8 protein-coding genes and 1 pseudogene are annotated in these 15,046 nt (G+C 62.1%); 7 read left to right on the top strand and 2 right to left on the bottom strand.

Going from position 1 to position 15,046, the window contains the following annotated elements:
* Positions 1-1,251 (top strand): TIGR02270 family protein, encoded by a 1,251-nt coding sequence (locus tag HNQ71_RS06260; protein ID WP_184871665.1) that lies wholly within the window; start codon positions 1-3, stop codon positions 1,249-1,251.
* An 85-nt stretch (positions 1,252-1,336) separates the two neighbouring features.
* Here the strand turns inward: HNQ71_RS06260 and HNQ71_RS06265 are convergent, their stop codons facing one another.
* A complete protein-coding gene (locus HNQ71_RS06265) occupies positions 1,337-2,425 on the bottom strand; it encodes a HEAT repeat domain-containing protein (RefSeq protein WP_184871666.1) in 1,089 nt (362 codons plus the stop codon).
* Positions 2,426-2,534: 109 nt separating this feature from the next.
* On the bottom strand, positions 2,535-4,862 hold the full coding sequence (locus HNQ71_RS06270; protein WP_184871667.1) for a type VI secretion system Vgr family protein: 2,328 nt from the start codon (positions 4,860-4,862) through the stop codon (positions 2,535-2,537).
* A gap of 249 nt (positions 4,863-5,111) precedes the next feature.
* Here HNQ71_RS06270 and HNQ71_RS35635 point away from each other — a divergent pair.
* From HNQ71_RS35635 to HNQ71_RS06295, 6 genes and pseudogenes are all read left to right on the top strand, one after another.
* A pseudogene (locus HNQ71_RS35635) lies at positions 5,112-5,333 on the top strand (FHA domain-containing protein); the annotation flags it as partial.
* A gap of 48 nt (positions 5,334-5,381) precedes the next feature.
* A complete protein-coding gene (gene tagH, locus HNQ71_RS06275; protein ID WP_343068111.1) occupies positions 5,382-6,173 on the top strand; it encodes a type VI secretion system-associated FHA domain protein TagH in 792 nt (263 codons plus the stop codon).
* 333 nt (positions 6,174-6,506) lie between these two features.
* Entirely contained in the window at positions 6,507-7,994 is a 1,488-nt protein-coding gene (gene tssL, locus HNQ71_RS06280; RefSeq protein ID WP_184871669.1) for a type VI secretion system protein TssL, long form, read from the top strand.
* A gap of 22 nt (positions 7,995-8,016) precedes the next feature.
* Positions 8,017-11,580, top strand: coding sequence for a type VI secretion system membrane subunit TssM (gene tssM / locus HNQ71_RS06285; RefSeq protein WP_184871670.1), 3,564 nt, complete (start codon positions 8,017-8,019; stop codon positions 11,578-11,580).
* A 130-nt stretch (positions 11,581-11,710) separates the two neighbouring features.
* Positions 11,711-12,484 (top strand): protein phosphatase 2C domain-containing protein, encoded by a 774-nt coding sequence (locus HNQ71_RS06290; RefSeq protein WP_184871671.1) that lies wholly within the window; start codon positions 11,711-11,713, stop codon positions 12,482-12,484.
* Between the two features lie 5 nt (positions 12,485-12,489).
* Positions 12,490-14,982, top strand: a complete 2,493-nt coding sequence (locus tag HNQ71_RS06295; protein ID WP_184871672.1) for a serine/threonine-protein kinase — start codon at positions 12,490-12,492, stop codon at positions 14,980-14,982.
* The last annotated feature ends 64 nt before the right edge of the window (positions 14,983-15,046 follow it).

A 15,046-nucleotide genomic window follows, 5' to 3' on the forward strand; every position in this document is an offset into this window, starting at 1 on the left:
ATGCCCCGCGTCATAGAGCACATCATCGACCAGCACGCCGGGGATGCGGCTTTCCTCTGGCTGCAGCGCGATGAGGCAACCGACGCGCCCCACCACCGGCGCAAGGAATTGGACAGACTCGACGAGCGGCTCGAAGCGCATATCGATGGCCTACGCGTTGCTGGCGAGTGGGGTTGGCGGGCCGCCGAAGCGGCATTCGAGCAGTATGGGGAGCCGGGTGAAGCTTTCGTCGCTGCCGTGCTCGCCTTTGAGAACCACTCGGAAAGACGGATCGCGCGAGTTCTCAATTCCATTGCGTCGTCGGCCGAATTGTCACGCGCAGTGATCGCGGCTTTGGGCTGGGTCGAACCAAGCTTGTTACGGGGCACGGTGCAAGCGTTGCTTGGTGACTCAGACCCACAGAAGCGCCTTCTTGGCCTTGCTGCATGCTCAGTGCACAGGGTCGACCCTGCGGCGCGTCTTGTCGAATTCCTCGACGACGCCGCGCCGACCAGAGCTAGAGCGCTGCGCCTCGTGGGCGAGCTTGGCCGCGCGGATCTTCTCCCCGAAATTCGCCGGGCATTGAGAGACCCAGACGACAGTTGCCGGTTCTGGGCCGCATGGTCGGCCGCGCTGGTCGGCGATCGCCGCGACGCTCCCCAGGCGCTATGCGAACAAGCCGGAACAGACAACAGGCTTGGCCGGAAAGGACTTCAGGTTCTGCTGAGCGCGATGGACACCGAAAGCGCCTTGGCTTGGCTGAACAATATGAGGGGGGACCCTAGCAAAGCGCGGTTGCTTGCCGCCGGCGCCGGTGTTTTCGGCGATCCGTCATTTGTTCCCTGGCTGCTTACCCAGATGCGCGATTCGAAACTCGCAAGGGTTGCAGGCGAGAGCTTCTCCATGATTTCCGGAGTCGAGCTCGAAACGGAGGGGCTGGCGACGTCGGCACCGAACGCCGTCGAACATAGCGAGGACGAGGATATCGACGACGAGACCCACCGTGACTATTATCTTCCTTGGCCGGACCGGTCCAAAATTATCCAATGGTGGCGTCAAAACGAAGCCAACTTTAGCCGCGGCAACCGCTATCTTCTGGGCAGACAGTTGGCAGCAGGCAATTTAGAGGCCGTGTTTGCGACCGGTGCTCAACGGCAGAGGCGAGCGGCTGCGCTTGAAATGGCACTTGCCACTCCCCGCGCCCCACTGGCAAACTGTTCACTCCGGACAATTTCATCGGCCGCCAACGCCGGATGGCTTCTAAGCGCTTGATCTATTTGCGCTACAATGTTCAAAGGCGTAGGCGTCAGACGTCTTCCGACAGAAAAGCACCGAGCAGCTTCCGATGGCAGACCGTTCACCTAGCTTGAGCGTAGAAGCCCTTGCTCAGCGCCCACTCCTTAACTTTGTCAGCGAGCGGTAGCCTCACGCTGTCATCGCCGAAGTGTTCTTCAAAGGTTCGCCCGGCTCTAACGGGATCGAGGGTGAACAGGTCGTCCGCTTGGCGTGCCTCTGGAAACAGTTCCAGCAGCGATGCCCCCGCCGCCACCGCAAGCGCCGGGTTGCTCATCTGGACTACCAGCCAAGGCAGGATCGCACGGTCGCCCATCATTCCGGCCCCGCGCACCGCCAAAGGTGCAGTTTCCGACGATCTGAGCAATGCGCCCATCCAGGCGCGGATGTCATTGTCGGGCGCGGCCTTGACCGCTGACCGCAACGCGGTGAGCGCGTGATCCCCTCCGCCTGTTGCTACCTTCCTCAATTCGGGAGTTGCGAGATCGCCCGAGCCGAGTTCACCTAGCGCCCAAGCCGCCCAGAACCGCACCGACTCTTCCCGGTCGTCAAGGCCGCCTCTCAAATCGTTGAAAAGAGCGGTCCGTTTGAGCTTACCGGCCAGACGTAGACCAACCGCCCGCACACGTGGCTCCGGGTCGCGCAACAGCCCCGCCAACCTCTGCATCGGGTCAACCCCGTGCTCGACACAGGCGGATACGGCCAGGAATCGCTTAAATTCATCATGTGCGTCGATCCAGTCTCGCACCAGCGAACTGATTGCCGCCGGCTTGTGCCACGCGAGTGCACCTATCAGACCGCGCACACCATCGCCCGAGATGCGGCCCAACTCGATGGCTTGCCCGACGCGCTCGGTGTCGGCGAATTCGATAGCCGCCCAAGAAACCAGGAAGAGTTCACCCTTCTGCGGGAATTCGTCGTAGGCGGCAAGAATGAGTGGCCAAGTTGCATGACCTGCAACGCGAACTCCGTCGAGGTCTATCTCGAGTCGCCTATCGACGCCCGCAACAATGTCATTATCCGGCAAATCTTCCGCCAAGAGGACGTCACGCTGAGCCCAGAGAAACGCCGCTTGCTGGATATGCTGCAGAACGATATCAGGCAAGATTGGGGCCTTGAGCGGAGTTGCTGACTTCTCTTTGTGCACCGACATCAGAGGCAAAGCCTCAAGATCGTATGACCCGCGGCAACTACGCGAATGAGGGATTCGCTGACTGCACAGTCTGAGACTATCTCGACTGGATCACTGGGCATCTTGGCACCTAGTTTTCGTTGATCTTTGAGCCCTTCATGGTGATGTCGCTTGAGGCCTTGATGCCGATCTTGCCCGATCCTTTGATTGTGATGTCCTTGCCCGAGATGACTATGGTGCCATCCTTCTTCATGGCGATCGAGGCACTGCCACAGGTCAACGAAATCGAATCCCCGGCGTCGATCACAAAGTTCTTGCCGATCTTGAAACTGCCGTCTTCGGCGACATCCACAGCGCTGGCCTTGCCGACCTTCAGGGTGTGCCCGCCGCCAACATCGGTGGCGTCATCGGCGCCAATTTTGGCCGATCTGGCCTTGCCGATCTGTGATGCATGGGTACCGCCGACGTCAAAGTTCTGGTCGGCGCTGATCCTTACGATTTGACTGGCTCCGACTGACCAAGTATCGGCCGCGCCGATGTCGTGGCTCTGTGCCGCACCAACGGTGACCGACCGTATGGCACCGATGGTATTCATCTGTGCCGCGCCGACGGTTCGGGTCTCCGCGGCGCCGACCGTATCGATGCGTGCTGCGCCCACCGTGATGGTCTGGACGATCCCCACTGTCTGAGAATGGTTTGCGTCGATGTTCTCCGTCGAGTTCGACACGACATGGATGGTCTCGTTGGCCATGACCGTCAGCGAACGGTTGGCGCCCACCGTCTCGGTGTCGTTCGAGCCGATGTTGGTGGTCTGGTCGACGCCGACCTTGACCGTCTTGTTGTTGCCGACGTCCTCGTCGAGGTTGTGGCCGACGGAGTGCTTGGCATCGTGGTCGATGCGGTCGGACTGGTCGTGCTGGACCAGCTTGGTGCGGTCGTGCTTGATCAGAAGGTTGTGGTCCTTCTGCGCCTGGAAATTGACCAGTTCGGAGCCGGCCTTGTCCTCGAACATCAGCTCATTATAGCCGCCGCCGCCTTTGGAGGAGTCCGACTTCCAGCCGGATTGCGTGGCGCTGCCCGGCAAGCCGTAAGGCGGCATCTGGGAGGCGTTGTAGACCCTGCCGGTGATGATCGGCAGATCCGGGTCACCCTCGATGAAATCGACGATCACCTCCTGGCCGATGCGCGGTATCTGGATGAACCCCCAGCCGCTGCCGGCCCAGGTCTGCGAGACGCGCACGAAGCAGGAACTGTTCTCATCCTTCTTGCCCAGACGATCCCAATGGAACTGGACCTTCACGCGGGCATATTTGTCGGTGAATATTTCCTCGCCGGATGGACCGACCACCGTCGCGGTCTGCGGCCCGCGCATGATTGGCCGTGGCGTGATCCGTGGCGGGCGATAGGGCACGGCGGTCGGCGCCACGCCGAGGATCACCTGGAAGTTCTCGCTGTCGACGTCGGCAAGGGCTCTGTAGCCCGGGTCGAACAGCCTGTATTCGGCGCTGACCACCAGATACTCCTGGTTTTGGTCCTCGCGTGGAAAACCGTCCAGTGTGAACTTGCAGCCCGAATAGAGGCCGCGCACGGTGCCGACAGCGGCGATGCGCTGGTGCACGGCCTGGATTTCCTCGCGGCGGATCGCGGCCAGGCTGTCGCCCCGGCCCACTTCGAGATGCGCACCGGGCTGGCGGTAGTTCTCGCCCGCGGCCAGCTTGTGGCTGAATGGCTGGGCCGACTTGGCCATCAGGTCGGCGCCCGGCTTCTTGAAATCATAATCGGTATGAGCGTAGGCGCCCGGGCGCACCGAACTGCCCGGTATCCATTCGGTGATGTATTCGACATCGCGCCGGGAACCCTGACCTTCAAAATGATAGGGCACTTTCTCGTAGCCCGGCGCAGGCTTCAGCTTGCTCATCGCGTCGACCAGGACAAGCGTGTGCTTGCCCTCGTCATGCTCGAAGAAATACAGGATGCCCTCATGCTCGAGCAGTCGCTGCACGAAATCCAGATCGGTCTCGTCATACTGCACGCAGTATTCGCGCGGCGGGTAGGATCCCTGCAGGCGCAGATCGAATTCCGCGACGCTGTATTTCTTGAAGATGTCCTTGACGATGTCGACGACGCTCTTGTTCTGGAAAATACGGCAATCGGTGGTGTTGCCGAGAAACCAGAGCCACGGCCTGACGACCGCTTCGTAATAGGCCAGCCGGTCCTCGATGCGGGTGAGCCGGAACTCGGATACGATGCCGCTGAACCAGCGTTTCGGATCGGATTCACCTTCGACCGAGACCGGACCACCCAGCATCTTCAGCGGGTCGATATTGGCGTCGGTGCTTACGAAGCCGGCCGTATAGGCGAAGCAACGGCTGATCTCATCGCGCCCGATGAGATGCGTGAAGGTCAACAGGTCGGCGCCAACCGGTGTCTGCACAACCGTGGCACGTTCGTTCGGCATGGGTCGTGCCCCTCCTGGACGCGGCCGCCGGCGCGATGGATAGAAGTTCCCGCACGCTGTTCAGGAACTTTTTCGACCCGCCGCACCAGGCCATCCGGAGCCTACCACATGTTGCCCTGCGGACCAAAGAGGGCCGGTGGCGCCTGAAACTTGCCCTGTCGAAGCAACGGCTCGGAACGCGGCTGTGCTGTTCTACGCGCAAACTGCTAGAATGGTGCAGTATCGATCAACGATCTGCGGCGATCCTGGATGTACATCAGTCTGCAAATCAGCAATGTCGACGCCTTGCCCGCCGGCATCTCGACCGGCTACGCAGCGCGTGATCGCGGCTTCGAAATCGGACGCGATGGTTGTGACTGGACCTTGCCAGATCCCGACAAGTTCATCTCGGGCCGACACTGCGAGGTTCGATACGAGGCAGGCGCCTTCTGGCTGCACGATGTCTCGCGCAATGGGACCTTCATCAACGGGTCGAGCCAGCGCATGACCGGGCCGCATCGGCTGGGCCATGGCGACAGGATGCTGATCGGCCGTTATGTCATCGTCGTGTCGATCGACGAAGAGCGCGCGACGGCAGGCCATCTTCAAGCCAGCCAAAATTCGACGCCGCGGGAAATGCCGGTCGCGACGGGCCGGCCGCTGGAATTCGGAGGCGGGGCTCTCTTCGAGCCGGCGCAGCAACGGTCCGCGCAGCGCGTTCCAGCGTCGGCGTCCTCGGCGTCCCCGACACCCCTGCCCTCAACCAGGGACGAGGTGCTGCGGGAGATCGCGATCGGAGCCGGCATTTCGCCGGAACTGCTTCAATTGCGCGACCCGCATGAAGTTGCCGCCGAAATCGGTGCGGTCCTGCGGGCGGTGGTCGAGGAACTGACCTTGCTGCTGAAAGCCCGCGCGGCCGCGAAAACGTTGGCCAAGAGCACCCAACGAACGATGATCAGCGCCGCGGACAACAATCCGCTGAAGTTCGTTCCGGGAACCGACGACATCCTCGAAATCATGTTCGCCCGTCGCAGGGCCGGCTATCTTGATGCCAGGCGCAGCATCGAAGATGCATTCCGCGATCTCAAGACGCACGAATTTGCCACCTATGCAGCCATGCAAGCCGCGCTCTCCCGGCTGCTAGACGACCTGTCGCCCGAGGCGATCAGCAGGAAACTCCCGCCCACGTCGTTTACGTCGAAGAAGAGCCAGGCCTGGGACGCCTATGTCGCGACATGGCGGACCATGGAGGAAGCACACGAAAACGGCATGCTGGACATATTCCTGGCCTATTTCAGCGAGGCCTACGCCAAAGCCGACAAGCAAAAATAGGCGATCCCAAGAAACGCGTGGCCAGGAAGCGCATGGCCAAGCAACGCATGGTTCAGCAGTCGGAGAAGAAAAGTCCCTTCGACCCCTGGCATCCGGTTCCAATCGACGATTTCTGAGATTACGATCACGCACGACAGTTCGCCAAGCGGGTAAGACTCATTGAGCTGGGGGTCTGCGGCAAATGTCATGTGACGGCGGGATAGCGTTTTCTAGTCAATCGTCCTCCGGACACTGCCACGGCCGGCAGGGGTCGTATTTCCATTCCCCGGCCAGCAACCGTTTTGCGCCCATCTCGCTCGATCGCGGCCACACCGCCTGCACGGACGGTCGGCGATGAACTCGAAGGACGACCCCTTCGGCCCGGCGGGCAAGACCGTCATTCGCGCAAGTCCACGGCGCGAGAAAAAATCGCCACCAGTTCCTGGGCTACCTGCTGCTGACGGAGGCCAACCCCCTCCGGTCAAGGATTCAACGGTGTTCGATCCCGGTGTCGGACGGCATACGCCGCCGGGCTGGGCATCGGGAACCGTGATCTATCAAGGTGCGGATTTGGGTGCCGCGGCGCCGACGCCAGCCATCGAGCAGACGGTCCTGCTCGGCCCCACCGACACGGTCAAATACGCCGCGGCAAACCCTATTCTGGCGGCGGCGGCACCAGTGCTGATGCTGCTCGGGCAGCTCAGGTTGATGCCCGTCGAAAGACAAGCGGAGCCACTGGCGCAACACGTCGCCGACGCGATTGAAAAATTCGACCGAACGATGGAGAAGACCGGCGTTCCCGAAGAGGATGCGCGGATCGCGAAATTCGCTCTGTGCGAAACCGCCGACGATCTCATCGGCAACCTGCCTTGGCCCAAGAATGACGACTGGGCGCAAAACGGCATGCTGCGGCAGTTCTTTCACACCGAAGTCACCGGCACGGGCTTCTACGAAGCCCTGAACACGATACTGGCCAATCCCGAGACGCACTACGATCTGCTCGAACTGATGCATGCCTGCCTGTCGCTGGGTTTCGAGGGCCAGTACCGAGGCGTGAGGCGCGAAGACAACAATCTCGAACGCGTCCGACGCGACGTCTACGAGACGCTTCGCTATTTCAGGGCGCGTGCCGGCGAGGACATCTCGCCGCGCTGGCAGGGCCTGGCGGCGACGATGGCGCAGCCGTCGGCCCGCCTGCCGCTCTGGGTCGTTGCGGCAGCGGCGACGGCGCTGCTGACAGCGGCGTTCTTCGCATTGCGGGTCTTCATCACCAACGAGGGCGACGCGGCCGCCGGTGAATTGCTGGCACTCAACCCATCGACACCAGTCGCCATCGAGCGCGCCAGCGTGGCGCCGTTGGCCGAGCCGGTGAAAGCCACCCCGCCTGCAACCACCGCGCAGATTGATCGCATTCGTTCGGCACTGGCCAAGGAAGTCGAAGGCGGCGGACTGACCATCGGCACGAAGGGCAACTTCATCGTGGTGGAAATCAACAATGCCCTGCTGTTCCAGTCCGGCAGGGCCGAGGCGAAGCCGGAATTCCAGCCCATTGCCGCCGACATCGCCGCGGCGCTGCAGCCCGAGCCCGGGCAAATCCGGATCGTCGGCCACACGGATAATGTGAAACCGCGAAAGTCGAGCCCGTTCAAATCCAACTTCGACCTTTCGGTCGCCCGGGCCAAGGCTGTCGAAACGATGATGGCACCGAAATTCAGCGATCCCTCGCGGCTGACAGTCGATGGCAAGGGCGAGGACGAACCGATCGCCGACAATGCGACGCCGGAAGGCCGCGCCAAGAACCGCCGTGTCGATGTGATGATCCCCAGGGAGGAAACATTGTGAGCACGGCCTGTTGGAAGCGCCCATGACGCGTTGGCTGCTGCGGATGTTCAGCCTTATCGCGCTGGCCGGCTTCGCGGCGGCAGTGTGGTTTGGCGGGCCCTTGATCCGGTTCGCCGATACCCGCCCGTTGGGGCCTGCCTGGTTGCGCGCTACCATCATTGGCATGATCGTGGCGGCGCTGGCGCTGTTCTACGGGCTGCGTTTCTGGCAGGCGAGAAAGGCGCAAAAAGCGCTCGAGACCGTCGTTGCACACAATGACGACCGCGATGACGATTCGCGGGTGCTCGAAGCCCGCATGAATGAGGCCGTGGCAGCGCTCAAACGGACGAGCGGCAAGCGCAACTTCCTCTACGAGATCCCGTGGTACGTGGTCATAGGCCCGCCGGGTGCCGGCAAGACAACGGCACTAGTCAATTCGGGTCTGAACTTTCCGCTTGCCGGTTCGGGGGACGCCCAGCCGGTGGCTGGCGTTGGCGGAACACGCTCTTGCGACTGGTGGTTTACCGACCAGGCGGTGCTGATCGACACCGCCGGACGCTACACGACGCAGGACTCCCATGCCGAGAGCGACAAGAAGAGCTGGCTCGCCTTCTTGTCGCTGCTCAAGCGGTACCGCACCAGACAACCGATAAACGGCGTCATCCTGGCCATCAGCCTTGCCGATCTGATGAGCTTCGACCATCAGCAGCTAGACGTCCACATCGTCGAGATACGCAGCCGCCTGAGGGAAATCCACGAGACGCTGAAAATCCAGTTTCCAGTCTACCTGCTTTTCACCAAGGCCGATCTTGTTTCCGGGTTCATGGACTACTTCGGCGATTTCGACGAACCGCGCAGGCGAAAAGTGTGGGGCGCGACATTCCAGACGGCGGAGCGCGACAGGAACATGGCCGCCGAGGCGCCCGCTGAATTCGACATGCTGGCCAACCGACTGGCAGACGAGATGGCCGACCGCCTCCAGGAAGAGGCCGATCCGCTCACGCGCATCTCCATCTTTGGCTTTCCGGCTCAGTTCGGCGCGCTGCGGGGGCGAATTACCAGTTTTGTCGCCGGCCTGTTCGATCCGGCGCGCAGCCAGGTGAATGTCAGCCTGCGTGGACTCTATTTTTCGTCAGGCACGCAAGAGGGAACGCCTATCGATCAGCTGCTGGGCGCAATCGGCCGCAATTTCGGCAGCAACTCCCGCTCTCACCTTTCCGGAACCGGCAAAAGCTTCTTTCTGCATGATCTGCTGACGGACGTCATTTTTGCCGAATCCGGATGGGTTTCTTACGACAAAGCGGCTGCAAGGCGTGCGGCGATCGCCAGATTTGGCGGCCTCGGCGCAATAGCTTTGGTCGCTGCCGCTGCATTGGGTACGCTCGGCCTGAGCGTAGCGGCCAACCGGTCGCTGATCGCCTCCACAAGTCTGGCCATGGGCCAGTATCGCCAAACGGCGGCCGCGCTGCTCGAAAGCACGACGGTCACCGATGTCGACCTCGAAAACGTCATCGGGCCACTCGACCAGTTGCGCGATCTGCCGGCCGGGTTCGAAACCGGTGACTTGCCGACACCGATCGAGGAGACGTTCGGCCTCAGTCAGCGGGAGAGACTTTTTTCGGCATCCAAAACAGCTTATCGGCAAGGGCTGGAACGAATGTTCCGATCGCGCCTGCTGATCCAGGCCGAGCGGACGATCCAGGCCAAGATGGCCGATCCCGTCGCGCTCTACGAACCGTTGAAAATCTATCTGATGCTTGGCGGCAAGGCGCCGAAGGTCGATGACGCGTTGATCGTTTCCTGGATGAAGCAGGATTGGGAGCAGAACCGATATCCAGGCGAAAACAACCGGGAAGGACGGGAGCAACTCGAAAAGCACCTGCGCGCCATGCTGGCATTGGACGACGCCTATGATCCCGTTTTCGAACTTAACCAGCCGCTTGTCGAAGCCGCTCAACGTTCTCTCGGGCGCATGAGCCTTGCCGATCGAGCGTCCGCATTGATCAGGTCGGCGATATACGCGGCAGCACTGGACGATTTTTCTGTTTCCCTGAAAGCTGGCCCGGAAGCGCAAGTGCTGTTCGAGCGCATCAACGGCAGCGATCTGTCAGGCCTTCGTGTTCCCGGTATCTACACCTATGCCGGCTTCCACACCTTCTATCTCCGGCAACTTTCGCGCATTGCGCAGATGCTGGTCGACGAGCAATGGGTTCTCGGCGGCGGCGGTGAGCAAGGCGACATCGATCGGCAATTGCGCAAGCTCGGCCCAGAACTTCTCGATCGCTACGGGAAGGAGTTCGCAGCCGCGTGGAACGGCGTCCTCGACCAGTTGAAGTTCAAAGCGATGCTGACGGACAAGCCGCACTACATCGCGCTTTCAGCCGCTGCCTCGCCAAACTCGCCGATAAACCAGCTCTTTGCGGCGATCGCCAACGAAACGGCGCTGACGCGAGACCCCGGTGACGGCAACGGTGCTGGCGCCGAGACCGAAGCAGGCACGGCCCAAAACCAGCCGCAGAACACCGCAGATCTGGGCAAGGGCCTGGCTCGCATCGGCCTACAAATCGCCACCGGCAAATCGCAAAGCCGCGCCGGCACAAGGGGGGCCGACACACAGAACCTCAATCCGGGGGCGAACATCGAAGCGCAGTTCAGACCTTTCCAGGCGCTGGTGAACGGCCCCGCCGGACACCGCCCAATCGATGCCCTGACCCAGAACTTCAGCGATATCTATCAGAGCCTGCAACTGTCGGCCGAAGTTCCTTCGCAGACGGAGCGCGTCAACTCGAACCTGCAGCTGCAGATAGCCACCCTTCGCGCCAATGTCTCGCGCCTGCCCAAGCAACTCGGCCGGATGGTCAACGCGACGGCGGATGAGTTCGAAGGCAACGTCGCCGAAACCTCGGTGGCCAACTTGAACCAGATGCTCGACCAGACGGTCACGGCTCCCTGTGAGGCGGCGATCAATGGCCGTTATCCCTTCGCCGGGGACGGCACCGAGGATGTTGCCATGGCGGATTTCGCGAAACTTTTCGCGCCGGGCGGCTTGATGGACCGGTTCTTCGCACAAAACCTCGCATCGCTGATCGACATGACCGGCCAGGACTGGAACTGGAAACAGGATGCGCGCTTTGGACGCGACCTGTCGAAATCGACCCTGAAAGACTTCCAGCTGGCTGCGGAAATCCGCAGCGCCTTCTTTCCAGCGGGCGGCTCGGTGCCCTTGGTCAGCGTCACTTTCACTCCATTCTCGCTGCATGGCGATGCCGATACGGCGATACTCGATGTCGATGGCCAGATCGTCCAGAGCAACCAGACGGGTAACGCGCCAGGCACGGTGACCTGGCCGATCGGTACGGCTTCCGCCTCCGCCAGTCTAAGCCTGACGCCGGAAATGCCAGGCCGCGAATCCGCCATCAAGTTCGAAGGGCCGTGGGCACTAAAGCGGCTTCTGGACAAGGCTGCCGTCACCGGCAGCGACAGCAACATGCAGGCACGCTTCGTGATCGGCGGCCGCGACGTTACCTACACGATCCAGGCAGGCTCCGGCGCCAACCCCTTCTTGCTCCCCGCGCTTTCCGGGTTCAGCTGTCCGAAAGCGTTTTAAGATGGGGATCCGCAGACCACGCAGAGACCTTAGTTTTCGATACTTTAATGTTCGAGCCTGTGGCAAAGTAACAGGAGCGAGCGCCTGAAAGTGCGCCGCAGAGGACGCTTGAGAAGCGCTTGGTGGCAAAGTGAACACTGTCGCCCTTCCCTTTGAGAGCTTCGGCGTGAGCCACAAAGGCTGTGTCCGTGAGCTCAATGAAGACAACTATCTGGTCGAGCCGCAAACTGGCCTCTGGGTGGTAGCCGACGGAATGGGTGGACATGACGCGGGAGAGGTCGCTTCGGCCAGCATCGTCGATCATCTGGCAACGATCGGCATTGCCAGCTCCGCACCTGATCTTCGGGCGCGCTTCGAGGACAGGCTGAGCAGGGCCAATGCCGAGATCCGCGGCATATCCGAATCCCGCGGCATAACCATCGGCTCCACTGTTGCCGCCCTGCTGGCAATGGATGGGCGGTTTGCCTGCCTGTGGGCGGGTGACAGCCGCGTCTATCTGATCCGCAACGCCTCGATCTCGCAGATCTCCAAGGATCACACCGAAGTTCAGGAGCTCGTCGACAGAGGCATGATCAGCGAAAGCGAAGCCCGCACCTGGCCGCGCCGCAATGTCATCACGCATGCGGTCGGCGTCAGCGACGAGATCGTCATCGATTTCCAGCAAGGCGAAATCATGCCGGGGGACATTTTTGTGCTGAACACCGATGGACTGACGGCGCATGTCACCGACGCCGAGATCGAGGCGGCGACCGTGTCCGCGACACCTCAGGCGGCCTGCGAAAAACTGCTGGAAATGGTGCTGGCGCGCGGCGGAACAGACAATGTGACGATCGTGCTTGTGAAGATCGGCGACGGACGCGAGGGGCAATCGCCCCGTCCAGATCTCTACAAGGCGGAGGGTTGAGGCCGATGAGCGCCGACGACAAGACGCGAATATCGGGGGGCATGGCCAACACCGCCGTAGGCACGCAACTCAGCGGCATCTACGAGCTTGACGAGCGGATCGCATTCGGTGGCATGGGGGAGGTCTACCGCGGTCATAACATCCAGACCGGCGACCACGTCGCGATCAAGATCGTCCTGCCCGAGTTCGCCCGTGACCAGACGATCCTGTCCCTGTTCCGCAAGGAGGCATTGATCCTCAATCGCCTGTCGCATGATGCGGTCGTGCGGTATCACGTCTTCACGATCGATCCCGGGATCGGCCGCCCCTACCTTGCCATGGAGTTCGTCGACGGCGAGTCGCTGTTCGACATCATGCGACGTGGCCCGATGCCGACGGAAGAGGTGCGCAAGCTCTGCCATCGCCTAGCGTCCGGCTTGAGCGCGGTGCATCAGGCGGGCGCGATACACCGCGACCTCTCTCCGGACAACATTATCCTGCCGGGGGGCCGGGTCGACCGCGCAAAGATCATCGATTTCGGCATTGCACGATCGGCGACCGTGGGCGGCGAGACCTTGATCGGCGGAAAATTCGCGGGAAAGTACAACTACGTTTCACCCGAACAGCTCGGGCTCTACAGCGGCGACGTCAGCGAGCAGTCCGACATCTATAGCCTGGGACTGGTGCTGGTAGCGGCCTTGCGTGGCAAGCCGATCGACATGAGCGGGTCCCAGTTCGAGGTCATCGAAAAGCGTCGGACCGTGCCTGACCTCTCCGATATCGACGACGATTTTCGCGACATTGTCGAAGCCATGCTGCAACCGGATCCGCAAGACCGGCCGATTAGCATGGCTGAAATCGCCAGGATGACGCGAAACGACAGTGAGGAGACAACGCCGCCGACTTCCATCACGCCGCGCGATCGGCCGGCCTTGCCGCGAGCCGGGGAAACCGTCGCGCCTGACACCAAGACCCAGGGCCGGCCAACCAGTGCCGAGCGGCACGACGCCGCATCCGCGACGGGTTCAGGTGGACAGCCCTTCGTCCCGCATGTGCGGCCCGCGCATTTGTCCCAACCGCGGCCTCCGGCGCTCGCCGGCTCACCACGCCCGGTCAAGGCCGATGTGCCTGGAAAATCCACAAAGACCCGAACCATCGCGATCGCTGCCTTGGCGACGCTGGCGGTCGCCTCCGGGGCGGGCCTGTATCTCAGCGGCTTCATGACGCCTGCGATGCCGACGGCCGGCAAGCCATCGCTTTCCGCACCAGAGCCATCAAAGCCCGCGCCAGAAACGTCAGAGCCGGCACCCACGGACAATGCCGCGAACGCCGCCCCTGAACCGGCAAAGGCAGTTCCGCCGGCAGAGCCAGTTCCGCCCGCGCAGCCGGAGGTCAGCGCACCACCGGCTGACAATCAGCGAGATGCCACGGCGGCTCAAAAGCCGCAGCAAGCAAAGCCCGCCGAAGTCCCCTCGCAGACCGAAGAACCCCCGAAGCCATCCGCAACGACGGCGCAGCCGCCGCCCGAGAAGGCGTCGCCGGCAATCCAGCCCGATACGACGGCCAGCGACAGTCAAACGTCGGCCCCGCCGCCTGTCTCGACCGCTCCAGCCCCGCCGGCAGCAGAGAAGGTCTCGACGCCGCCGCCGGCCCAGCCAGAGGTTGTCGAGAGCCAGAAGCCCGAGCCCCAGGTCAGCCAGCCGGTAGCGCCCGAGGCGACCGTGCCGGCGCCCGAGGCGACCGTGCCGGTGCCAAAGCCCATGGCAAGCCAGCCGGATGTCGCGAACGCCGACACCCAAAAAACTGCGTCACCAGCACCCAAACAGCCGGACCAGCCTGTCGTCGTGTTGGACGTGCCCAAGCCGGAGGTTCCCCCGACCGTCGACGACATCGCGCAACGAGTCTCCTGGGTTCGCGACTTCGGAGGCGGCGACTGTTTCTATGCCACCATGACGTCGGCAACGGACAAGGCCGCCGCGATCGAAGGATTTGGAACTGAGGTTCAGCCATTCGAGCGGATGCTGGGCGATTTCCAGGCAAGATTCCATGTCGAGCCGGATATCAGCGTCCGCCTCATTGAACCAAGCCAATGCGAAGTCACCAACTTTCTGCGCTTTCTGGGGCAGACGGCGGCCGACAAGCCGCAGCTTGTTCTCGATCGGACATCGGTACCGAACGGTACGCCGATCAGCGGCACGCTGGTGACGCGTGGCGGGCTCATTTCCAGCGTCCTGTTGATCGATCACAAAGGCATGGTGTTCAATCTGGACGAGCGCGTCGTCGTAAAACCGGACAAGGTCACCTTCAGAATCCCGATTGGTCTCGGCGCCGCCGACCAGGCCGCCGGAAAGGCGGTGCCGCAGATCATAATGGTGATCACCGGCCCGAAGGATATTCGGGCGGCGGCGTTCTCCACGCCCACGCCAGCCTCGGTGCTGCTTCCCAAGATTCTCGAAGAAATCGAGACCGACGGATCTCAGTTCTCAGCCACCGCCAAGTATTTCCGGCTCGGCGGATAGCATGGGCGCCCGATGGAACGCCGCCGCTCGTGTTCGCCGCAATCGTCTGCCGACCTGCCGATAA

The organism is Mesorhizobium sangaii (assembly GCF_014207355.1).
Classification (GTDB): domain Bacteria; phylum Pseudomonadota; class Alphaproteobacteria; order Rhizobiales; family Rhizobiaceae; genus Mesorhizobium; species Mesorhizobium sangaii.

Excerpts from the sequence above, each read along its gene's own strand:
- HNQ71_RS06260 (WP_184871665.1), top strand. The coding sequence starts at position 1 with ATGCCCCGCGTCATAGAGCACATCATCGACCAGCACGCCGGGGATGCG.
- HNQ71_RS06265 (WP_184871666.1), bottom strand. The coding sequence starts at position 2,425 with ATGTCGGTGCACAAAGAGAAGTCAGCAACTCCGCTCAAGGCCCCAATC.
- HNQ71_RS06270 (WP_184871667.1), bottom strand. The coding sequence starts at position 4,862 with ATGCCGAACGAACGTGCCACGGTTGTGCAGACACCGGTTGGCGCCGAC.
- tagH (WP_343068111.1), top strand. The coding sequence starts at position 5,382 with ATGCTGATCGGCCGTTATGTCATCGTCGTGTCGATCGACGAAGAGCGC.
- tssL (WP_184871669.1), top strand. The coding sequence starts at position 6,507 with ATGAACTCGAAGGACGACCCCTTCGGCCCGGCGGGCAAGACCGTCATT.
- tssM (WP_184871670.1), top strand. The coding sequence starts at position 8,017 with ATGACGCGTTGGCTGCTGCGGATGTTCAGCCTTATCGCGCTGGCCGGC.
- HNQ71_RS06295 (WP_184871672.1), top strand. The coding sequence starts at position 12,490 with ATGAGCGCCGACGACAAGACGCGAATATCGGGGGGCATGGCCAACACC.